Source organism: Pseudomonas sp. NPDC078416 (assembly GCF_050268485.1).
In the GTDB taxonomy this organism is placed as follows: Bacteria; Pseudomonadota; Gammaproteobacteria; order Pseudomonadales; family Pseudomonadaceae; genus Aquipseudomonas.
Map to the genome: position 1 here is coordinate 50,551 of NZ_JBNNGV010000012.1, position 22,399 is coordinate 72,949.

18 protein-coding genes are annotated in these 22,399 nt (G+C 59.4%); 14 read left to right on the top strand and 4 right to left on the bottom strand.

The genetic code is table 11. The features are described 5' to 3' along the window. The first annotated feature begins 475 nt into the window (after positions 1-475). The 7 genes from ACQKEN_RS13295 to ACQKEN_RS13325 all read left to right on the top strand — a co-directional run bounded on the left by ACQKEN_RS13295 (position 476) and on the right by ACQKEN_RS13325 (position 8,975). Positions 476-880, top strand: a complete 405-nt coding sequence (locus ACQKEN_RS13295) for a hypothetical protein (protein ID WP_427686055.1) — start codon at positions 476-478, stop codon at positions 878-880. A gap of 291 nt (positions 881-1,171) precedes the next feature. Beyond that, positions 1,172-2,149: a dipeptidase gene (locus ACQKEN_RS13300; protein ID WP_074886739.1), complete on the top strand. Its 978-nt coding sequence runs from the start codon at positions 1,172-1,174 to the stop codon at positions 2,147-2,149. Positions 2,150-2,237: 88 nt separating this feature from the next. Further along, a complete protein-coding gene (locus ACQKEN_RS13305; protein WP_133775540.1) occupies positions 2,238-2,768 on the top strand; it encodes a 4-vinyl reductase in 531 nt (176 codons plus the stop codon). 15 nt (positions 2,769-2,783) lie between these two features. After that, positions 2,784-4,844 carry a dimethylglycine demethylation protein DgcA gene (gene dgcA, locus ACQKEN_RS13310; protein WP_427686058.1) on the top strand — a complete coding sequence of 687 codons (2,061 nt, stop codon included), beginning with the start codon at positions 2,784-2,786 and terminating at the stop codon, positions 4,842-4,844. Between the two features lie 156 nt (positions 4,845-5,000). Then, the gene (gene dgcB / locus ACQKEN_RS13315) at positions 5,001-6,962 is read left to right on the top strand and encodes a dimethylglycine demethylation protein DgcB (RefSeq protein ID WP_427686060.1); all 1,962 of its coding nucleotides are present in this window, start codon (positions 5,001-5,003) and stop codon (positions 6,960-6,962) included. Further along, a complete protein-coding gene (locus ACQKEN_RS13320; RefSeq protein WP_427686061.1) occupies positions 6,962-8,182 on the top strand; it encodes an electron transfer flavoprotein subunit alpha/FixB family protein in 1,221 nt (406 codons plus the stop codon). Before dgcB ends, ACQKEN_RS13320 begins: the two co-directional genes overlap by 1 nt. Then, complete coding sequence (locus ACQKEN_RS13325) at positions 8,172-8,975, top strand: electron transfer flavoprotein subunit beta (RefSeq protein ID WP_427686062.1); 804 nt, start codon at positions 8,172-8,174, stop codon at positions 8,973-8,975. Before ACQKEN_RS13320 ends, ACQKEN_RS13325 begins: the two co-directional genes overlap by 11 nt. Before the next feature lie 1,050 nt (positions 8,976-10,025). On the opposite strand, the gene gbcA is transcribed toward ACQKEN_RS13325, so the two are convergent. After that, positions 10,026-11,324 (bottom strand): glycine-betaine demethylase subunit GbcA, encoded by a 1,299-nt coding sequence (gene gbcA / locus ACQKEN_RS13330; RefSeq protein WP_427686063.1) that lies wholly within the window; start codon positions 11,322-11,324, stop codon positions 10,026-10,028. Between the two features lie 329 nt (positions 11,325-11,653). Between gbcA and gbcB the strand changes: the two genes are divergently transcribed. Further along, the gene (gbcB, locus tag ACQKEN_RS13335) at positions 11,654-12,754 is read left to right on the top strand and encodes a glycine-betaine demethylase subunit GbcB (RefSeq protein ID WP_108121077.1); all 1,101 of its coding nucleotides are present in this window, start codon (positions 11,654-11,656) and stop codon (positions 12,752-12,754) included. A gap of 114 nt (positions 12,755-12,868) precedes the next feature. Here the strand turns inward: gbcB and ACQKEN_RS13340 are convergent, their stop codons facing one another. Further along, positions 12,869-14,494 carry a methyl-accepting chemotaxis protein gene (locus ACQKEN_RS13340; RefSeq protein WP_427686066.1) on the bottom strand — a complete coding sequence of 542 codons (1,626 nt, stop codon included), beginning with the start codon at positions 14,492-14,494 and terminating at the stop codon, positions 12,869-12,871. A gap of 316 nt (positions 14,495-14,810) precedes the next feature. Between ACQKEN_RS13340 and ACQKEN_RS13345 the strand changes: the two genes are divergently transcribed. Together ACQKEN_RS13345 and ACQKEN_RS13350 are read left to right on the top strand one after the other, a co-directional pair. Then, complete coding sequence (locus ACQKEN_RS13345; RefSeq protein WP_065991261.1) at positions 14,811-15,044, top strand: hypothetical protein; 234 nt, start codon at positions 14,811-14,813, stop codon at positions 15,042-15,044. After that, positions 15,041-15,343, top strand: coding sequence for a cell division protein ZapA (locus ACQKEN_RS13350; protein WP_427686068.1), 303 nt, complete (start codon positions 15,041-15,043; stop codon positions 15,341-15,343). The genes ACQKEN_RS13345 and ACQKEN_RS13350 overlap by 4 nt, the downstream gene beginning before the upstream one ends. A gap of 67 nt (positions 15,344-15,410) precedes the next feature. Here ACQKEN_RS13350 and ACQKEN_RS13355 read toward each other — a convergent pair whose 3' ends face one another. Continuing rightward, positions 15,411-16,451 (bottom strand): low specificity L-threonine aldolase, encoded by a 1,041-nt coding sequence (locus ACQKEN_RS13355; RefSeq protein ID WP_074886770.1) that lies wholly within the window; start codon positions 16,449-16,451, stop codon positions 15,411-15,413. A gap of 99 nt (positions 16,452-16,550) precedes the next feature. Between ACQKEN_RS13355 and ACQKEN_RS13360 the strand changes: the two genes are divergently transcribed. Together ACQKEN_RS13360 and alaC are read left to right on the top strand one after the other, a co-directional pair. Further along, positions 16,551-17,297 carry a TraX family protein gene (locus tag ACQKEN_RS13360; RefSeq protein ID WP_427686070.1) on the top strand — a complete coding sequence of 249 codons (747 nt, stop codon included), beginning with the start codon at positions 16,551-16,553 and terminating at the stop codon, positions 17,295-17,297. 280 nt (positions 17,298-17,577) lie between these two features. Beyond that, positions 17,578-18,792, top strand: a complete 1,215-nt coding sequence (gene alaC / locus ACQKEN_RS13365) for an alanine transaminase (protein ID WP_427686072.1) — start codon at positions 17,578-17,580, stop codon at positions 18,790-18,792. Positions 18,793-18,802: 10 nt separating this feature from the next. Here alaC and ACQKEN_RS13370 read toward each other — a convergent pair whose 3' ends face one another. Further along, positions 18,803-19,633 carry a hypothetical protein gene (locus ACQKEN_RS13370; protein ID WP_427686074.1) on the bottom strand — a complete coding sequence of 277 codons (831 nt, stop codon included), beginning with the start codon at positions 19,631-19,633 and terminating at the stop codon, positions 18,803-18,805. Between the two features lie 237 nt (positions 19,634-19,870). Between ACQKEN_RS13370 and glyA the strand changes: the two genes are divergently transcribed. Together glyA and ACQKEN_RS13380 are read left to right on the top strand one after the other, a co-directional pair. Continuing rightward, positions 19,871-21,124, top strand: a complete 1,254-nt coding sequence (glyA, locus tag ACQKEN_RS13375; protein WP_427686076.1) for a serine hydroxymethyltransferase — start codon at positions 19,871-19,873, stop codon at positions 21,122-21,124. Between the two features lie 15 nt (positions 21,125-21,139). Next, complete coding sequence (locus ACQKEN_RS13380; RefSeq protein ID WP_192173169.1) at positions 21,140-22,390, top strand: sarcosine oxidase subunit beta family protein; 1,251 nt, start codon at positions 21,140-21,142, stop codon at positions 22,388-22,390. Positions 22,391-22,399 lie beyond the last annotated feature (9 nt).

Consider the following 22,399-nt stretch of genomic DNA (forward strand, 5'->3'; position numbering starts at 1 on the left):
CGCTCAGTCAGTGAAAATATATGTTGCCAAAGGGTTTTTGGGATGAAAAAAATAGATCCGGGATTGATTGCCACTTGCGTCATAGGGCTTGCGCTGCTCAGTCTAATCTCCCTCGTCATTACAACCTTCGTGGCACGGCGGAGAATCGACAGGCTGCTCTCCAGATGCACCGTTGTCGCTGATCATAAGGCAGCGTTTGTTGGGTTAGGTTTCATGGCTGATGTCATAGGGTAGGAACAGTTTTCACTGTGTTGTTGATTCCCACACTTTATGCCAGGAAGAAACTTATTGATGAGGGGCAAGTCCGGAGATTTCTATCGGGTCTTGGCCTTTTAATTGTGAGTGCTTGGAGTCTGAGTTACTTTGCTGCGTTCACGATGGTCGCTTTCGGATTTTATATATGGTTCTATGATATCCGTCCATCGAGTAGTTAGGCTCATGCACCAGGGAAAACCGGTTCAGGAACCATTTAGTAATGACTGGCATTGATTCTGGAGCCGAAATGAATGATCTAGCACCTGGCCTCGTAGCCATGTTGATAATGGGGCTAGGAATTCTTAATTTGTTGGTGATGGCCCGAATTGCCTACAAAGTGGAAGACGAAGTTGATATGCACCTTTCTCGATGCTCCATTCTATCGCGCAGCCAGTTTGGGTTCGGCGGTTGGGAGTGGACAGGGGATGTCCAGAAGCTTGGTCTGGTAGCGTATATCCTTATGTTTCCCAACTCGCTGTTAAAGCATGGTCTCGTAGACGCCGAGCAAGTAGCAGCGTTTCCGAAGAAGCTGAAAAAGCTGATCGTTGTTCCCGTTCTTTTGAACCTGATTTTCCTGCTCGCGATGTGTCTCTTTCGTGTATTGATGTATTTTTACGAACGGTAATCAGGTGAAAGGTCTTGAGCACGTCCATTGGACTTCATCCTGTGCTCCGCGCACTCCTCCGGCACGGCGTCCAGTTCACGAGCGCCACTGCCGCTTCTTCCTTCACTGCTTCGCCTCCTGAAAACTCACAAACCGAATACCAAGACGCCATCACCCCCCTTTGTCGTTTCTTGACGCTTTCGGCAATTCCCCTGTCGTTTTTGCACCCGGCTCCTCCGACCCTCAGGCATATGCTGACCCCAAAGCGCCGGCAGACCTTCCGGCCATTAAAGAACCCCAGGGGACCGCCTGATGAGCCCAGCCGAATTACACGCCGACAGCATCGTCATTGACGGGTTGATCATTGCCAAATGGAACCGTGAACTGTTCGAAGACATGCGCAAAGGCGGCCTGACCATGGCCAACTGCACAGTTTCGGTGTGGGAAGGTTTTCAGCAGACCGTCAACAGCATCGCGTCCAGCCAGAAATTGATTCGTGAAAACAGCGACCTGGTGATCCAGGTGCGCAACACGGCCGACATCCGCAAGGCCAAGGAGTTGGGCAAGACCGGCATCCTCTTCGGCTTCCAGAATGCGCATGCTTACGAGGATCAGATCGGCTACGTCGAGATCTTCAAACAGCTGGGCGTGGGCATCGTGCAGATGTGCTACAACACCCAGAATCTGGTGGGCACCGGCTGCTACGAGCGCGACGGCGGCCTGTCGGGCTTCGGTCGTGAAATCGTCGCGGAGATGAACCGCGTCGGCGTCATGTGCGACCTTTCCCATGTCGGCTCGAAGACCTCCGAGGAAGTCATCCTCGAATCGAAGAAGCCCGTGACCTATTCCCACTGCCTGCCTTCAGGCCTTAAAGAACACCCGCGCAACAAATCCGACGCCGAGCTGAAATTCATTGCCGATCACGGCGGCTTTGTTGGCGTGACCATGTTCGCGCCATTTCTGGCCAAGGGCATCGACTCGACCATCGACGATTACGCCGAAGCCATCGAGTACGTGATGAACATCGTCGGCGAAGACGCGATCGGCATCGGCACTGACTTCACCCAGGGTCACGGCCAGGAATTCTTCGAATACCTGACCCACGACAAAGGCTACGCCCGCCGCCTGACCAACTTCGGCAAGATCATCAATCCGCTGGGCATCCGCACCGTCGGCGAATTCCCGAACCTCACCGAAACCCTGCTCAAACGCGGCCACTCCGAGCGCGTGGTACGCAAGATCATGGGTGAAAACTGGGTACGCATCCTGGGCGACGTCTGGGGCGAATAGGCCTGTGGCCCCACTCGCCGATCACTGAATTTTCCCCTCTCCCGTCGCGGAGAGGGCATCCACACGAATTTTCCGGAGTTAAGTTTCCATGGCTAAGATCGCCCCGCAATTGCCAATCGAAGTCGACAGCGAGACCGGTGTCTGGACCTCCGACGCCCTGCCGATGCTGTACGTGCCGCGCCATTTCTTCGTCAACAACCACATGGGCATCGAAGAAGTGCTGGGCGCCGACGCCTATGCCGAAATCCTCTACAAGGCCGGCTACAAGTCCGCCTGGCACTGGTGCGAGAAAGAAGCCGAATGCCATGGCATCGAAGGCGTTGCGGTGTTCGAGCACTACATGAATCGTCTGTCCCAGCGCGGTTGGGGTCTGTTCAAGATTCAGGACATCGATCTGGAAAAAGGCACCGCCAGCGTCAAGCTCGAGCACTCGGCCTTCGTTTACGTCTACGGCAAAGTAGGGCGCAAGGTCGATTACATGTTCACCGGCTGGTTTGCCGGCGCCATGGACCAGGTGCTGGAAGCCAGCGGCAGTAAAATTCGCACCGTGGCCGAGCAGGTTTACGGCGGGTCGGAAGAAGGCCACGACGACGGCCTGTTTGTCGTCAAGCCGTTGTAAGTCGAGGTTTCCGTCATGGCTTTCGAAGCGATGTTCCAACCGATCCAGATCGGTAAATTGACCATACGCAACCGCGTATTGAGTACCGCGCACGCCGAGGTCTACGCCACCGACGGCGGTATGACCACCGACCGTTACGTGAAGTACTACGAGGAGAAAGCCAAGGGCGGCATCGGTCTGGCCATTTGCGGCGGTTCGTCCAGCGTGGCGATCGACAGCCCGCAAGGCTGGTGGAAATCGGTCAACCTGGCGACCGACAAGATCATTCCGCACTTCCAGAACCTCGCTGACGCCATGCACAAGCACGGCGCCAAGATCATGATCCAGATTACTCACATGGGCCGTCGTTCGCGTTGGGACGGCGATCATTGGCCGACGCTGCTGTCGCCTTCGGGCATCCGCGAGCCGGTTCACCGCGCAACCTGCAAGACCATCGAGCCGGAAGAAATCTGGCGGGTGATCGGCAACTACGCCAGCGCGGCGGCGCGTGCCAAGGCCGGTGGCCTGGACGGCGTCGAGCTGTCGGCAGTTCACCAGCACATGATCGACCAGTTCTGGAGCCCGCGGGTCAACAAGCGGACCGATGAATGGGGCGGCAGCTTCGAAAACCGCATGCGTTTCGGGCTGGAGGTGATTAAGGCCGTGCGCAAGGAAGTCGGCCCGGACTTCTGCGTCGGCCTGCGTATCTGCGGTGACGAATTTCACCCGGACGGCCTCAGTCACGAGGACATGAAGGAGATCGCCAAGTACTACGACCAGACCGGCATGATCGATTTCCTTGGCGTCGTCGGATCAGGGTGCGACACCCACAACACCCTCGCCAACGTTATCCCGAACATGAGTTATCCACCGGAGCCATTTCTGCACCTGGCGGCCGGTATCAAGGAGGTGGTCAAGGCGCCTGTGCTGCACGCGCAGAACATCAAGGATCCGAATCAGGCGACCCGCATTCTCGAAGGCGGCTACGTCGACATGGTCGGCATGACCCGCGCCCACATCGCCGACCCGCACTTGATCACCAAGATCAAGATGGGCCAGGTCGATCAGATCCGTCAGTGCGTCGGTGCCAACTACTGCATCGACCGCCAGTATCAAGGCCTGGACGTGCTGTGCATCCAGAACGCCGCCACGTCCCGCGAATACATGGGCGTGCCGCACATCATCGAAAAAACCACCGGCGTAAAACGCAAAGTGGTGATCGTCGGTGCGGGCCCTGCGGGGATGGAAGCCGCGCGCGTCTCGGCTGAGCGTGGTCACGACGTGACGTTGTTCGAGAAGAAAGACGCCATCGGCGGACAGATCACCACGGCCTCGAAAGCACCGCAGCGCGACCAGATCGCCGGGATCACGCGCTGGTTTCAGCTGGAGCTGGCGCGCTTGAAGGTGGATTTGCGCCTGGGCACGGCGGCAGATGTCGCGACCATCATGGACCTGCGCCCTGACGTGGTGGTGCTGGCGGTGGGCGGTCATCCGTTCATTGAGCAGAACGAGCATTGGGGCGCCGCTGAAGGCCTGATTGTCAGCAGCTGGGACATCCTCGACGGCAAAGTCGCGCCGGGCAAGAACGTGCTGGTCTACGACACCATTTGCGAGTTCACCGGGATGTCCACGGCCGACTTCCTGGCGGACAAAGGCTGCCAGGTCGAGATCGTTACCGACGACATCAAACCCGGCGTTGCCATCGGTGGTACGTCGTTCCCGACCTACTACCGCAGCATGTACCCCAAAGAAGTGATCATGACCGGCGACATGATGCTAGAGAAGGTCTACCGCGAGGGCGACAAGCTGGTCGCGGTGCTGGAGAACGAATACACCGGCGCCAAAGAGGAGCGGGTGGTCGATCAAGTGGTGGTCGAGAACGGCGTTCGTCCTGACGAAGCGCTGTATTACGGGATGAAGGAAGGTTCGCGCAACAAGGGCCAGATAGACATCGACGCCCTGTTCGCGATTCAGCCGCAGCCGTCGTTGAGTCAGCCGGGTGACGGGTATCTGTTGTTCCGCATTGGCGATTGCGTGGCACAGCGCAATACCCATGCGGCGATCTATGACGCGTTGCGGCTCTGCAAGGACTTTTAACAGTGCGCCCCGCAGAAGACGGCGAGCTTCTGTAGGAGCCGGCTTGCTGGCGAAGAACGATGACGCGGAACTTCAGAGACACCGCATCGCCCGGTTCGCCAGCAAGCCGGCTCCTACAAGGCCCTTGTGACACCCGAGGTTTTTTGGGAGCTCCACATGCTAAACACCCTTCTTCCCATCCTGCTCTTCGCTGCCCTGGGCCTGGCGGTCCTTGGCGCGCTGCGGCGGGTGAGCCTGTGGCGCAACGGGCGTGCCGCCAAGGTTGATCTGCTCGGCGGATTGCTGGCGATGCCCAAGCGCTACATGGTCGATCTGCACCACGTCGTCGCGCGGGACAAATACATCGCCAACACCCACGTTGCCACGGCGGGCGGCGCGGTCGCGTCCATCGTACTTGCGATTCTGGTGCACGGTTTTGGCCTGCACAACCGTGTCCTCGGCTATGCCCTGCTGCTGATGTCGGCCGTGATGTTCGTCGGCGCGATCTTCATGTACCTGCGTCGTCGTCATCCGCCGAGCCGCCTGTCGAAAGGCCCGTGGATGCGCCTGCCGAAAAGCCTGCTGGCGTTCTCGGGCTCGTTCTTTATCGTCACGTTGCCCGTTGCGGGCGTGCTGCCGGCGAACTTCGGCGGTTGGTTGCTGGCGATCATTCTGGGCATTGGCGTGCTGTGGGGCGTCTGCGAATTGTTCCTCGGCATGACATGGGGCGGCCCGATGAAACACGCCTTCGCCGGCGCGTTGCACCTGGCATGGCACCGTCGTCCCGAGCGCTTCGGCGGAGGCCGCTCGACAGGGCTGAAACCCCTCGATCTGAAAGACAGGACTGCGCCTCTGGGCGTGGAGAAACCCAAGGACTTCACCTGGAATCAGTTGCTTGGTTTTGATGCGTGCGTGCAATGCGGCAAGTGCGAAGCTGCGTGCCCGGCCTTCGCTGCGGGCCAGCCGCTGAACCCGAAGAAGCTGATTCAAGACATGGTCGTCGGCCTGGCGGGCGGCACTGATGCAAACTTTGCGGGAAGTCCCTATCCGTCCCTTGACGGCCAAGGCAAGCCTGTTGGCGAGCATGGCGGCAATCCCCATCAACCCATCGTCAATGGACTGGTCGACGCCGACACCCTGTGGTCGTGTACGACCTGTAGGGCTTGCGTGGAAGAGTGCCCGATGATGATCGAGCACGTGGACGCCATCGTCGACATGCGCCGGCATCTGACCCTCGAAAAAGGCGCAACGCCCAACAAGGGCGCCGAGGTGTTGGAAAACCTCATCGCAACGGACAACCCGGGCGGCTTCGCCCCGGGCGGACGCATGAACTGGGCGGCAGACCTGAATCTGGACATCATGAGCCACAGGAAAACCGTGGACGTGCTGTTCTGGGTGGGCGATGGCGCGTTCGACATGCGCAATCAACGCACCTTGCGCGCCTTCGTCAAAGTGCTGAAAGCGGCCAAGGTCGACTTCGCCGTGCTGGGGCTTGAGGAGCGCGACAGCGGTGATGTCGCGAGACGTCTGGGCGATGAAGCGACGTTCCAGATGCTCGCCAAACGCAATATCCAGACGCTGGCGCAGTACGACTTCAAGCGCATCGTCACCTGCGACCCGCACAGCTTTCATGTGCTGAAAAACGAATACGGTGCGTTCGACGGCCACTACGTCGTACAGCACCACAGCACTTATCTGGCAGAGCTGATAGTCAACGGCGCGTTGAATCTGGGCCAGCACAAAGGTGCCAGCGTCACCTATCACGATCCCTGCTACCTCGGTCGTTACAACGGCGAATACCAGGCGCCGCGTGATGTGCTGCGTGCGCTGGGCATCGAGGTCAAGGAAATGGTGCGGTCCGGATTCCGCTCACGTTGCTGCGGCGGCGGTGGTGGCGCGCCGATCACCGACATTCCCGGCAGGCAACGGATCCCGGACATGCGCATGGATGACATCCGCGAAACCGGCGCCGAACTGGTGGCCGTGGGTTGTCCACAGTGCACCGCGATGCTTGAAGGCGTGGTCGAGCCACGGCCGATGATCAAGGACATCGCCGAACTGGTGGCTGACGCGCTGCTTGAAGACACCGCGCCTGCAAAACCGGCAGCGGCCCGACGTGAACCTGCGGAGGCGCATTGATGAGCGACATTATCCGCCGTGACCCACGCGCTGAGTGGATCGCACGAAACCGCCTGCATCCCTTGCACGCCGCCATGCAACCGGCCCAGGTCAGCTGGATGGGCCCCAACGGTGTGCTGCGTAAAAACGTGCATGGCATCGGTTTTATCGGTCCCAACGGCATCAAACGCATTGATCGAAGCGGGGCTCAGCAGGGCGGCGCGATCAAACGCTCTGTATCGGTGGATGTGCAATTGCCGTTGCATCGGATTGCGACGCCGGCTTTTTATATCGCTGTGGTGCCCGACATGGTCGGCGGCCGTCTGAGCAGCCATGACCGCGACCTGCTGGGCTTGGCCCATGGCCTGGCCGGCAACGAGGGCGCTGTACTGGCGGTGATTTTTGGCGAGCACAAAGAAACGACGTTCAACACCGCCGGCGTGGATCGGCTCCTGACTCTGGAAGGCAGCGAGTTCAGCGGTTATTCGCCCGAGCAACGTGTGCAAGGTTTGCGGGCTGTGGATAACCAGTTCGACCCCCATCACTGGTTGCTGCCCGACAGCCGAAACGGCGGGGGAGAATTGGGACGCCGTTTTGCGGCCAGTCTGGGTGAGCGACCGTCGACACGCGTCTGGCAAGTAGCTGGCGAACGGTGCATCGGTCGTGCAGGTGCTGGCGCGGAGGATCTGTCGCGTCCCGTGTCACGCCTGATTCTCGCTCAAGCGGAGTGCGCCGAACCTGTCAGTGAGACGCGCCACGAAGTGCAGGTCGTGGAGTTATCCACAGCCGTCCCGCGCAGTTTGACGCGCATCGAAGACCTTGGCGCCGTGGCGGTCGATCCTGCACTTATCCCCATGTCCGAAGCTGAATTCATATTTTCGGGTGGCAACGGGGTCAAGGACTGGTCGCTGTTTCACCGCACGGCTGTCGCGCTGGGCGCTACTGAAGGCGCATCCCGTGTGGCCGTCGACGATGGCTTCATGACCCGTGATCGCCAGGTTGGCGCGTCCGGCACCTGGGTCACTGCCCGGGTGTATGTGGCGGTCGGGATTTCCGGTGCGATCCAGCATTTACAGGGCATTGGCGCCTGCGACAAGGTGGTGGCCATCAACCTTGACCCGACCTGCGACATGATCAAGCGGGCTGATCTGTCGGTGATCGGTGAAAGCGCTGCCATTCTCGAAGCGCTGGTTGAAGCGGTCGAGACTTACCGGAATGGGGCGAAACGCGATGCGGCCTGAAATGGGTGTCTCTGTGGATAAAGGTGCGCTACACGTGATCAGCCTCGTCTCCGTCGGCGCGCACCCGACGTCAGGACGTCCCCGTCGCGCCGAGCAGGACGCCCGTGCGGTGGAGCTGGGTTTGCAATTGGCTGGGGATAACTTGCACATATTGCATGCCGGTGATGCCGAAGAGCCCGCATTACGTGGCTACCTGGGCATGGGCGTGGACGAGCTGCACGTGCTGGCTCAGCCGACGGGCGCGGACGCGTTGCCTGGGCTGACGGATTACATTCGCGAGTCGGGCGTGCAGTTGGTCCTGACCGGCAGTCAGGCCGAGACGGGCGAAGGCTCCGGCATGCTCCCTTATTTGCTGGCTGAAAAGCTCGGCTGGCCCCTAGTGGTGGGTCTGGCTGAGGTCGAGTCCATGAGTAATGGCAGCGCTCAGGTGCTGCAAGCGCTCCCCCGAGGTCAGCGCCGCCGTCTCAAGGTCAGATTGCCGTTCCTGGCGACTGTGGATAACGCCGCACCGAAACCTCGTCAAAGCGCTTACGGTCCGGCGCAACGGGGTCTGCTGGATGTGGAAGAGATTGAAGTGGTCATCGACGAAGTGTTCACCGGCGCAGGGCTGACGCCCGCGAAACCACGGCCAAAACGCTTGAAGGTCATCAAAGCAAAGAGCGGCGCTGATCGCATGAAGGCCGCGACAGCGAAAGCGAGCGGCGGCGGTGGGCAGGTGCTCAAGGGGGTGACTGCTCAGGAGGGGGCCGCGGCGATTTTGAAACTGCTGGTTGAGGAGGGGGTGGTGCGCTGAGCGCGTTTCAGCATTGAGGAAAGCGTCCTAGGTGGCGCCTTCTTCACTTGTAGTTGAATGATCGGGCAACCAGCTTACCCAGAATGTCGCTCTTGTCCGCGACCAGTTCCTTGTAGATGTAGTTGTAGCCTCCTCTCGCCATGGTCATCAGGTCCGCTGCATTTTTGCGTAGGCGGAGGCGAATGCGCTTTTAATCTCCTGAAGCGTTCTGGGTCTGTAGGTCACGATACCCAGCAGCTCCCGAGGAAGGCTGGTAGGCCGACCGCGTTGTTGTATGAGCTAAGCGTTTGCCCGCAGAACAACCTGCTCAGAAAACCGGACTCTTGACGTCATTTTTAGCCACTCCGAATCGATGATGGGCGGGAGTCTACCGCTCCGAGAAAGATGTGAATTTCAGACGCGTCTGATTCGGTTTGTAGTAAAACTGCATTACCCACAATCGCTGTTGATCCGCCTGTGGATAAACTGTTCGGACATTACTACAGGCCTTGTTTAGTATGGCTCACAGCTGGGTGATCAATTTTTGATCAGCCTATCTCACGGATTCTTAAGGGATTTTTCCACAAGCTGGAGTCTGCGGAGCCTGTTCTTACCCACATTCTCTGTGAGCGGGGCTGTGGATAACATGTTCGTGATCCACTGAATCCCTTGTAGTACGTGGCTCGTAGGGCTTTGGTCAAAATTTAACCAATGATGGTCATCCAGCGCCGCTCTAGGTCCCTTGCTATCGTTCTTTAGCCCATTTAATGCTTTTCCACAGCAGCCGGCGGACTTACACACATACGCTGTTGGCGCTTCTGTGGATAACATGTTCGCGGTCGGGGTTTAACCCCTGAATCCGGTCGGTTGAGCGATATGATCAAAAAATGATCATTTATTTTTTGGCCAGCTATCAAAGCAGCCTGGATTGCATGCGGACACGGCCAGCCTCACACCGATTCCCGTCACCCACCGAAAACGCAACGCGGGCAAGCGCGCTTCTACAGCACGAATGTCTGTAGAAGCGCGGTTGCCCGCGAAGGTGTCAGTTCAAATCCGACAGGTAATTCCCTACTCGTGGTTAACCGCCACACCTTTCAAATATGAAGCAGGCTCGGCGCCCATGTTCTCCAGCAATTTTGCGCTGTACCAGTCGATGAAGTTCACCACGCCGAACTCGTAGGTCTTCGAATACGGCCCCGGCTGGTAAGCGATGGAGTTGATGCCGCGCTGATTTTCTTCGGCCAGACGGCGGTCCTGGTCGTTGGTGGCGTCCCAGACCTCACGCAGGCGCGCGACGTCGTAGTCCACGCCCTCGACAGCATCCTTGTGGACCAGCCATTTGGTGGTGACCATGGTTTCCTGCGCGCTGATCGGCCACACAGTGAACACGATCACATGGTCGCCCATGCAGTGGTTCCACGAGTGGGGCAAGTGCAGGATGCGCATCGAGCCCAGGTCGGGATTCTGGATGCGCCCCATCAGTTTCTTGCTGCCTTGCTTGCCATCCATTGTCATCGAGACGGTGCCTTTGAGCAGCGGCATGCGCACGATGCGGTTGCGCAGGCCAAAGCTGGCGTGGGCGAACGGGATTTTCTCGGCTTCCCAGGCGGCCGCAGAGGCTGCGACGTGGTCCTTGAAGGCCTGGTCGGCACGCGGATCGGTGACGTCGTCCCACTCCAGCAAGGTGTTCAGCAGTTCGGGGTGCGACGCATTGCAGTGGTAGCACTCGCGGTTGTTTTCCAGCACCAGCTTCCAGTTGGCTTTTTCCATCAAGGTGGTTTGCACCGCCACCTTGGTGTTCTCCATGTCGTACGGTTCCATGTAGTGGTTCAGCGTCTGCAGGAACGCGTCGATGGCAGGAGGGTTGCTGGCCAGGCTGATGAAGATGTAACCGCCCGCCACTTTGCAATGCACCGGCTTGAGGCCAAAGGCCTTCATGTCGAAGTCTGCTCCCATCTCGGTACCGGCATACAGCAGGCGACCGTCGAGTTCGTACGTCCACTGGTGGTAAGGGCAAACCAGCTTGGCGACCTTGCCTTTTTCCTTGGTGCACAGGCGAGAGCCGCGGTGGCGACAGACGTTGTGGAATGCATTGATAGAGCCGTCAGGCCCGCGTACGACCAGGATCGGGTTCTTGCCGATCTGAAGGGTGAGGAAATTGCCCTTGGCCGGCACTTCGCAGGTCATGCCCGCGATCAGCCACTCTTTCTGAAAGATTTCCTGCATGTCGATTTCAAACAGCCGCTCATCGCTGTAGAAAGGCTGCGGCAGCGAGTAAGTGCGCTCGCGGGTATGCAGCATCTCGGCAGTTGCCTTGCGCGCAGGTTCCAGCGGATCACCCAAGCTCAGAGTTGCGGTGACGTCCATCTTTCAAGTCCTCAGGCCGCGCTTTGCGCAGTCTACGAATGTGGCTGATACGGTGGGTGTAGAGCGAAACGCGCGAGGCGGCAGTGACTTCTGACGCTCAGGCCGATGGATAAAGAATCTGTAACGAATTGATGGCGAGTGTGGAGCCGGACGCGACCTGAACCTTATCCATGGGCGACATGGCCGAATCCGTTTCCGACGGCCCGGCCCCTATAGACCGGGGCTGGTCGCCATAAGTATGTGAATGTCGCTGATAGGTAAATAGCCGGCTCGCGCGTTACGCAGAATCGCCACCATAAGAGGCCGACCGTCGGCCGTGGAGAGTGAGTATGTCCCAGAGTTTCCTCAGCCCGGTCAACACCCAGACGTGGGCCAACGGCCGCCACCTGGTGCGGGTCGTCAAAGTGATCCAGGAAACCTGGGACGTGCGTACGTTCTGCTTCATGGCCGACCAACCGATTCTGTTCTTCTTCAAACCCGGGCAGTTTGTCACCCTGGAGCTGGAAATCGACGGCGTGCCGATCATGCGCTCGTACACCATCTCCAGCTCGCCTTCGGTCCCTTACAGCTTTTCGATCACCATCAAGCGTGTGCCCGGCGGCAAGGTTTCAAACTGGCTGCACGACACATTGCACGAAGGCCAGGAGCTGGCGTTGCACGGGCCGGTGGGTCTGTTCAACGCCATCGATTTCCCGAACCCGAAAATCCTATACCTCAGTGGCGGCGTCGGCATCACGCCGGTCATGTCCATGGCGCGCTGGTATTACGACACCAACGCCAACGTCGACATGGTCTTCGTGCACAGTTCGCGCTCACCCAAAGACATCATCTACCACCGCGAGCTGGAACAGATGGCGTCGCGAATCAACAACTTCGCCCTGCACATCGTCTGTGAAAAGCATGGGTTGGGTGAGCCGTGGGCGGGCTATCGCGGTTATCTGAATCAGAAGATGCTCGAACTGATGGCGCCGGATTTCATGGAGCGCGAGGTGTTCTGCTGCGGGCCGACGCCGTACATGAGTGCGGTCAAGCGGTTACTTGAAGCCAACGGTTTCAACATGGCCCAGTACCACGAAGAATCCTTCGGCGCGACGCCGCCGGAAGCCCGCGCCGATGCCGTGGAGCATGCCGAGCAGGCCGCCGATGCGCCGGATCTGGATGTCGCTGAATTGAATCAGGTGGAATTTACCGATACCGGCAAGAGCATCCGCGTCGCGCCTGGGGAAACCGTCCACGCCGCCGCTGCCAAGCTTGGCCTGATGATCCCCAAAGCGTGTGGCATGGGCATCTGCGGCACGTGCAAAGTGATGAAGCTGAGCGGGGAAGTCGAGATGGAGCACAACGGCGGCATCACCGACGACGACGTAGACGAAGGCTACATCCTGGCGTGCTGCAGCGTGCCGAAGGGGGATGTGCGGATTGAGTATTGATCGACCTGTGTAGGAGCGCGCTTGCCCGCGATGGGCGATGACGCGGTCTACCTGAGAGACCGCGTTGTTTTTTTCGCGGGCAAGCGCGCTCCTACACTGTGATCGACGGGTTGCTTACACCTTGAAGCGCGCAACCATACCGTTCAAATCCACAGCCAGACGCGACAGTTCGTTGCTCGCCGCGCTGGTCTGATTGGCGCCGGTGGCGGACTGAGTCGACAGGTCGCGGATGTTGACCAGGTTGCGGTCCACTTCCCGAGCGACTTGGGCCTGCTCTTCCGCCGCGCTGGCGATGACCAGGTTGCGTTCATTGATTTCCACAACGGCGGTGTTGATGGTGTCCAGCGCAAGGCCGGCGCCCTTGGCGATGTTCAGGGTGGATTCGGCGCGTTCGGTGCTGCTGCGCATGGAGTTCACCGCCTGCTCGGTGCCGCCCTGGATACTGCCGATCATGCGTTCGATTTCGCTGGTCGACTGCTGGGTGCGGTGGGCGAGGGCGCGGACTTCGTCGGCCACTACAGCAAATCCGCGACCCGCTTCACCCGCACGGGCGGCTTCAATGGCGGCGTTGAGGGCCAGCAGGTTGGTCTGGTCCGCCAGACCGCGGATCACATCCAGCACCTTGCCAATGTCGCGGGACTCGTCCGCCAGGTTGCCGATCAAAGCGGACGTGCTTTGCACGTCGGTGCTCATGCGCTCAATGGCGCTGACGGTTTCCTGCACCAGGTCGCGGCCATCGCTGGCGGACGTGGTGGCGTTTTTCGACGCTTCCGAGGTGCTCACAGCGTTGCGTGCGACTTCTTCCACGGCGCTGGTCATCTGATTGACCGCAGTGGCCGCCTGTTCGATTTCGTCGTTCTGTTGGGACAAGCCACGCGCGCTCTCGTCGGTAACGGTGTTCAGCTCCTCGGCCGCTGAAGCGAGTTGAGTGGCCGAACCGGAAATACGCTGCAGGGTGTCGCGCAGTTTGGACTGCATCTTCAACATCGCGGCCAGCAAGCGGCCCGCTTCGTCAGTACCGTCCACCGTGATGGTGCGCGTCAGGTCGCCCTCGGCGATGTCCTCAGCGGCGTGCAGCGCCGAAGCGATAGGACGGGTGATGCTGTTGGTCAGCAGCCAGGCGAACAGCAAGGTCAACACAGTGGCAATGATCAGCAGCGTGACGACCATCGTGAAGGCGGTCGAATACTGTTGAGTAGCCGTCGCACTGGCTTCATTGACCTGTTGGGTGTTCATCTCGATCAACTTGGCGAGTGCGGTGTTCATCTGGTCCGAGTTGGTCTGCAGATCGGCGCTGAGCAGACGGATCAGTTCGGCCATGTCGTTGGCCTGACTCAGCGTCTTCATGCGGTTTTCAAGCTGGCGATAGTCGTTGAGCAACTGCACGTACTGGTCGTAGGCCGACTGCTCCGCCGGCTCGGAAATCAGCTTGACGTAGACGGCCCGGGCATCGTCGATCTGCTTGTTGCGCATGGCGAACAATTCAGTGGTTTTCTGCAGCGTGTCGGGGTCGCGGTTGAGCATCAGGCGATAGGACAGCACACGCAGACGAATACTGCCCTCGGTCAATTTATCCAGCGCCTTGATGCTCGGCACGCTGTTGGTGGCCAAGTCGACGTTGGCGTTGTTGATCTTGTTCATCTGCGACAGAGCGAAGATGCCCAGAATCAGCATCAGCAGGCCGATGACGGCAAATCCGAGAAAGGCGCGGGGGGCGATATTCAAATTACGTAGGGACATTACGGTTCCAGAGAGGCCGCGATCCATGCGAGGCGAAAGATAGAAGTGAGAAAGATGCGCGGGTTATCGGTCGGCCTCATGGGGACTTGATGCCACTGTCCTGCGCTGCGCGGTTATGTCGCAGCCATCTGATCTGACGAACAGCAGGAACAAGATCGCAAAAATGGAGTCAATCAGGGCCCTTATGCGTTTGCGGAATAGAGTGGTAGAGATGCTTGTTGGTCGGTGTAGTGGCGTGAATGCCCTGATTTCACTGGTAGCTAAAGTGACTTTTCTTTATCGTACGCGCCCTTTGAAATTTGCCTGAGATATCAAAATGTTGGAAGCATCCCTAAGCCAGTTGGAAAAGCTCGTCAGTGACCTGGTACAGCACAATCAGGAACTGCAGAACACGAACGCGCAACTCGCCGAAGAGTTGAAACAAGCCAGGGATGACAACGACAGTCTGCAGTTGAGTCTGATGGAGCAGGAAGAAAAACAGGGTGCGACGGCTGCGCGTATCCAGGCGCTGGTCGATCGCGCCACCAGTGTCAGCGCGGTTGACGCATGATCACCGATCAGGACGGCGCCAAGGTTATTTCCATCCTTGGCAACGACTACACGATCAAGGCACCTGCCGGCCAAGAGCAGACCTTGATGGACGCTGTGTCGATGCTGAAATCGGCGCTGTTTGAAACCAAGCGCAGCTACCCGACATTGATCGGCGATCGTCTTCTGGTGCTCGCCGCGCTGAACCTGTGTTCAAAGCAGATCGAACTCAAGCAGCACCACGCCGAAGCGCTGAGCCGTTATGAAGACAAGGTCAGCGCGACGGTCGAGGTGATCGAGAAGGTGATTGCTCAGGGGTGAGGCACCGGTTCAGTCCATCTGCAGACTGCTGATGGGCTGCGGCGTGCAAGCGATGAGCTGGCTGATTTCAGCTCCCCATCACCAATCGGATGTCGGCTGCCAGCTCGCGCACTCGCGCTTCTTCGGTGTCCCACGAGCACATGAAGCGCGCGCCGCCGACGCCGATGAAAGTGTAGAAGCGCCAGCCTCGTGCAGTCAGCGCAGCAATGGCCGCTTCCGACAATTGCAGGAACACGCCGTTGGCCTGCACCGGGAACATCAACTCAACGCCGGGAATATCCTTCACCAGATCCGCCAACAACTGCGCGCAGCTATTCGCGTGACGGGCGTGCTTGAGCCAGGCGTCGTTTTCCAGCAAACCCACCCAGGGCGCTGACAGGAAACGCATCTTAGAGGCCAGTTGACCGGCCTGTTTGCAGCGGTAGTCGAAGTCTTCGGCGAGCTTGTGGTTGAAGAACAGAATCGCCTCGCCCACCGCCATGCCGTTTTTGGTGCCACCGAAGCACAGCACATCAACCCCTGATTTCCAGGTCAGCTCGGCAGGCGAGCAACCGAGGAAGGCGCAGGCATTGGCAAAGCGGGCGCCGTCCATGTGAAGGTTCAGGCCCAGCTCCTTGCAGGTTTCGCTGATGGCTTTGAGCTCTTGCGGCTGATAGACACTGCCCACTTCCGTGGCCTGGGTCAGTGTGACCACGCGGGGTTTTGGGTAGTGAATGTCGGCGCGTTTGAGCGCGACTTCGCGAATGGAAGCGGGTGTCAGCTTGCCGTTCTCGCTGCGTGCGGTCAGCAGTTTGGAGCCGTTGGAGAAGAATTCCGGCGCGCCGCATTCGTCCGTTTCGACGTGAGCCGTTTCCGAGCAGATGACGCTGTGGTAGCTCTGGCAGAGCGAAGACAGCGCCAGGGAGTTGGCCGCCGTGCCGTTGAAAGCGAAGAACACCTCGCAGTCTGTTTCGAACAACTGACGGAATTGATCGGCCGCGCGTGCTGTCCACTGATCGTCGCCATAGGCACGCTGGTGCCCATGGTTGGCTTGCTCCGTGGCCGCCCACGCTTCCGGGCAGATTCCCGAATAGTTGTCGCTGGCAAACTGCTGGCTTTGGTCTGACATGGCCGGTTCCCTGTAATCGAAGCCTGCGACTGTAACCAAAGTTGATCGGTTTGGTCATGCATTCTTGCGTCAGAAAATTCAGCCAGACAGCGAAGCAATATGACCGAAACGAAATCAATGACCGCACCCGTGCGCGATCGCGCGCTGGACCTGCTTAAGTGGCTGGCGATGTTGAGTATGGTGATGGATCACCTGCGCTATGTCGGCTGGCACGCCAATTGGCTGTACGTACCGGGACGTCTGGCGTTCCCGTGGTTCTGCCTGGCAATCGCGGTGAATCTCGTGCGCAATGGCCCACGCGATGTTGATTCGTCGATCAAGTGGAAATATCTGGCCTGGCTGGCGGTGTTTTCTGTGATCGCTGAGCTGCCCTACCGGATTTACATGGCCGGGGAGGTCACTACGCTCAACGTGCTACCGAGCCTGGCGCTGGGTTTGCTGGTTGCGCAGGGCGGATTGAGTCGCTTATGGCCGGCGAAGCTGCTGGGTATCGCTGCCTTGGCTATCGGAGTTCTGTTTGGGCCGCAGTTGATGTTCGGAATGTATGGGGTTTTGCTGCCTCTGGCGTTCGTGCTCGTGCTGCGTACCTCGTTATGGCTGGCGATTGTGCCGGGGATCGTCTGTTTATTGAGCAACGAGTGGCCGAAGATCATCGACGGCATGCTGTGGGGTGACCCGATTTCCATCGGCGCGCTCGTGGCTTGTCTGCTGGCACCTCTATTGGGGTTGGCGATTCTGCGCGGGCGCCCGGCATTTGGTGTGTGGCCGATGCGGCGATGGGCGTACTTGATCTACCCAGTGCATTTTTTGGTGCTGTTTGGGCTGCGATACGCTCTCTCGGCCTGACACCGAATCCCTGTAGGAGCGGCGCTTGTCCCGCGATCGGCTGCGAAGCAGTCGTAGATTCGGAGAATGCGCTGGGACAGACAAACCGCATGTGCGGCTCCTACGACGACTGCTTCGCCGATCGCGGGACAAGCCGCGCTCCTACAGGTTCTCAGCGCCCCCCCCCAAAAAAAAACGGTGTAGACAGACCGCCATCCCCGCCCGTATCTTCCGCCTCAGGCCACCGCAGTGGCCAGCGTCGCTCGGACGGTTCCGGGCGCTTACGTCTTCAGAGGTTTCCATGGCAGACCAAGGTTCGCCGCGCCGTTTCGCGCGCATCGATCGACTCCCCCCTTACGTGTTCAACATCACCGCCGAGCTGAAAATGGCTGCGCGTCGTCGTGGTGAGGACATTATCGACCTGAGCATGGGCAACCCCGATGGGGCAACGCCGCCGCACATTGTCGAAAAACTGGTCACCGTCGCCCAACGTGAAGACACTCACGGCTACTCGACTTCGCGTGGCATTCCGCGTCTGCGTCGGGCGATCTCCAGCTGGTACAAAAAACGCTACGACGTCGACATCGATCCCGAAGACGAAGCCATCGTCACCATTGGCTCCAAAGAGGGCCTGGCGCACCTGATGCTCGCCACGCTGGATCAGGGCGATACCGTTCTGGTGCCGAACCCCAGTTACCCGATTCACATCTATGGCGCAGTGATCGCCGGAGCCCAGGTGCGCTCCGTGCCGCTGGTGCCGGGCGTGGACTTCTTCGCCGAGCTGGAGAAAGCCATTCGCGGCTCGATCCCGAAACCGAAGATGATGATTCTGGGTTTCCCGTCCAACCCGACCGCTCAATGCGTCGAGCTGGATTTCTTCGAGCGCGTCGTTGCCCTCGCCAAACAGTACGACGTGCTGGTGGTTCACGACCTGGCCTACGCCGACATCGTCTACGACGGCTGGAAAGCCCCGTCGATCATGCAAGTGCCGGGCGCCAAAGACATCGCCGTCGAATTCTTCACCCTGTCCAAGAGCTACAACATGGCGGGCTGGCGGATCGGTTTCATGGTCGGCAACCCCGAGCTGGTCAACGCCCTGGCGCGGATCAAGAGCTACCACGACTACGGCACGTTCACGCCGTTGCAAGTAGCGGCCATCGCCGCGCTGGAAGGTGATCAACAGTGCGTGCTCGACATCGCCGAGCAGTACCGTCAGCGTCGTAACGTACTGGTCAAAGGTCTGCATGAACTGGGCTGGATGGTCGAAAACCCGAAAGCCTCGATGTATGTCTGGGCCAAGATTCCCGAGGCTTACGCGCACCTGGGTTCGCTGGAGTTCGCGAAGAAACTGCTGGCCGAAGCCAAGGTCTGTGTCTCCCCCGGTGTCGGTTTTGGTGAATACGGCGACGACCACGTGCGCTTTGCCCTGATCGAGAACCAGGACCGGATCCGTCAGGCCGTGCGGGGTATTCGCAGCATGTTCCGGGCTGACGGATTGATTACGCAAAAACCCTGAATGTCGTCACTCATTTGCCGAGGTCATGACGGGACCTCGGCAAATCCGGCAGCGGCATATGCTTGAGGATCGGTGATGACGGCAATTCGGGATGAGTGGTGATGCCATATACGACCGACAGCTCGTTGGAACCGCTCGCTACATAGTAATCACCGGGCGCGGCACATCGAATGGCTTCGGGTTCCGTGACCGTTTTTGAGTAGCTACGCCCTTCAACCGTGCGGATGTTGACCGACACTTGGCGGTCTTCAGACACTCTGAAAGTTCTGTCCATCACGATGTCTTCTTCAGAGGGACTTACATAGAAAGTCGAGCCTTTGGGAAGAGACAGCGCCAGGTCGGACTCGACGGCCTGCGGTGCCGCGATGGGTGGTATTTCCCACAGATAGATATCGGCGACCACCTCTGCGTCCGGATAGGAAATGATCTTGAGGATGACCGAATAGAAACCGCCCTCCTGATGAACGATGTCTTGGGAGGTCGCATAAAGCCTGGCGTCGCCCACTGAAACGGTGGTGGAAAGAATTTCGTCCGAATCCTCGACGTATGCGGCAATCAGCGCCTCAAGCGTGTTCAGTTCTCGAATAATCCTCAGCTTGACCGAGCCTTCAATATCCACCGTATGAAACACGCCCTGAGTCAGAAAGAGCAGCGGCTCCGTAGCGGGCCCCTGCCGCCTGACGGATTTCGCCCTCAGGGTTTTCCATAACTGAGGAGTGAGGGTATGCGACCTTGCGATTGTGCCCATGATCATTCCCTTGATTGAGTAACTGGTATTCCGTTGGCCCAAAAGTAAACCCGTCACTGCTATTTGAATACTGTCATTGTTGACAGTGTTCATGCCCGCTGGTCTGGGGCGTTGCGGTGTGCCGATGGTTTGCGGCGGGCTCGGGACCGACGGTCTGCTGCCCGCAGAATCGAGCAAATCCTGCCCCCCATCATCCCATGTCGTAAACGCGCCTTTGTGTGGCGTGCGTAGGCATCTGGGCTGTCAGCGTCAGCCCTACCATCGTGGCCAAAGGGCAGCTCTAGGCCCTGTCGATCATTCAGGCGCCGCGCCGCCGCTGGGAGAACCGCGATGTTCAGCAAGCAAGACCAGATCCAGGGTTATGACGATGCATTGTTGGCGGCAATCAGTGCCGAGGAGCAGCGTCAGGAAGACCACATCGAGCTGATCGCCTCGGAGAACTACACCAGCAAGCGCGTGATGCAGGCCCAAGGTAGCGGCCTGACCAACAAATACGCCGAGGGTTATCCTGGCAAGCGTTACTACGGCGGCTGCGAGCACGTCGACAAGGTCGAGCAACTGGCGATCGATCGCGCCAAGCTGCTGTTTGGCGCCGACTACGCCAACGTCCAGCCGCATTCCGGTTCGTCGGCCAACAGCGCGGTTTATCTGGCGCTGCTGCAAGCCGGCGACACGTTGCTGGGCATGAGCCTGGCCCACGGCGGTCACCTGACCCACGGCGCCAAAGTGTCGTCCTCGGGCAAGCTGTACAACGCCGTTCAATACGGCATCGACGTTGCCACCGGCCTGATCGATTACGACGAAGTCGAGCGACTGGCCGTCGAGCACAAACCGAAGATGATCGTTGCCGGTTTCTCGGCCTACTCCAAAACCCTGGATTTCCCGCGCTTTCGTGAGATCGCCGACAAAGTGGGCGCGCTGTTGTTTGTGGACATGGCCCACGTCGCCGGTCTGGTTGCTGCCGGTCTGTACCCGAACCCGCTCCCGTACGCCGATGTGGTGACCACCACCACCCATAAAACCCTGCGCGGTCCGCGTGGCGGTTTGATCCTGGCCAAAGCCAACGAAGAGATCGAGAAGAAGCTCAACTCCGCTGTGTTCCCGGGTGCCCAGGGTGGCCCATTGATGCACGTGATTGCCGGCAAGGCCGTGTGCTTCAAGGAAGCCATGGAGCCCGGTTTCAAAGCCTATCAACAGCAAGTGATCGATAACGCTCAGGCCATGGCGCAAGTGTTCATCGATCGCGGCTACGACGTAGTGTCGGGCGGGACCGATAACCATCTGTTCCTCGTCAGCCTGATTCGTCAGGGCCTGACCGGGAAGGACGCCGACGCGGCCCTCGGTCGCTCGCACATCACCGTCAACAAGAACGCCGTGCCGAACGATCCGCAGTCGCCGTTCGTGACGTCGGGCCTGCGCATCGGCACCCCCGCCGTGACCACGCGCGGTTTCAAAGTTACCCAGTGCATCACGCTGGCAGGCTGGATCTGCGACATTCTCGACAACCTCGGCGACGCCGATGTCGAGGCCAATGTTGCCGAGCAGGTCTCCGCGCTGTGCGCCGATTTCCCGGTTTACCGCTGAGTCAGGAGTCGCACCATGCAGCATTACTCGGGCTTCGGCCTCTTCAAACACTCCCTCAGCCACCACGAAAACTGGCAGCGCATGTGGCGCACGCCGACCCCGAAAAAGGTCTATGACGTCGTGATTGTGGGCGGCGGCGGACACGGTCTGGCGACGGCCTACTACCTCGCAAAAGAGCACGGCATCACTAACGTGGCCGTGGTCGAAAAAGGCTGGCTGGGCGGCGGCAACACCGCGCGCAACACCACCATCGTGCGTTCCAACTACCTGTGGGACGAATCCGCGCACTTGTATGAACACGCGATGAAGCTGTGGGAAGGTCTGTCCCAGGACATCAACTACAACGTCATGTTTTCCCAGCGCGGCGTTTACAACCTGTGCCACACCCTGCAGGACATGCGTGATTCCGAGCGCCGCGTCAGCGCCAATCGTTTAAACGGCGTCGACGGCGAGCTGCTCAACGGCAAGCAAGTGGCTGAAGAAATTCCGTACCTCGACTGCTCGAAAAACACCCGTTACCCGATCATCGGCGCGACCGTGCAACGTCGCGGCGGTGTCGCGCGTCACGACGCCGTTGCCTGGGGCTATGCTCGTGCCGCCGATGCGTTGGGCGTGGACCTGATCCAACAGACCGAAGTGACCGGCTTTCGCAAGGAAAACGGTGTGTGCATCGGCGTCGAAACCAACAAGGGCTTTATCGGTGCCAAGCGCGTCGGTGTAGTGACTGCCGGTAACTCCGGCCACATGGCCAAGCTCGCCGGGTTTCGTCTGCCGGTCGAGTCCCATCCGTTGCAAGCGCTGGTGTCCGAGCCGATCAAGCCCATCATCGACAGCGTGATCATGTCCAACGCGGTGCATGGTTACATCAGCCAGTCCGACAAGGGCGACCTGGTGATCGGTGCCGGTATCGACAGCTGGGTCGGCTATGGCCAGCGCGGCTCTTACCCGGTGATCGAGCACACCATTCAAGCCATCGTCGAGATGTTCCCGGTGCTGTCGCGGGTACGCATGAACCGCCAGTGGGGCGGCATCGTCGACACCACACCGGACGCCTGCCCGATCATTTCCAAGACGCCGGTACCGAACATGTTCTTCAACTGCGGTTGGGGCACCGGTGGCTTCAAGGCCACGCCGGGCTCGGGCAACGTGTTTGCCGCCAGCCTGGCGAAAGGCGAAATGCACCCGCTGGCCAAACCCTTCTCAATCGACCGGTTCCACAACGGCGCGCTCATCGACGAGCACGGCGCCGCTGCGGTTGCGCACTAACCCACTCAC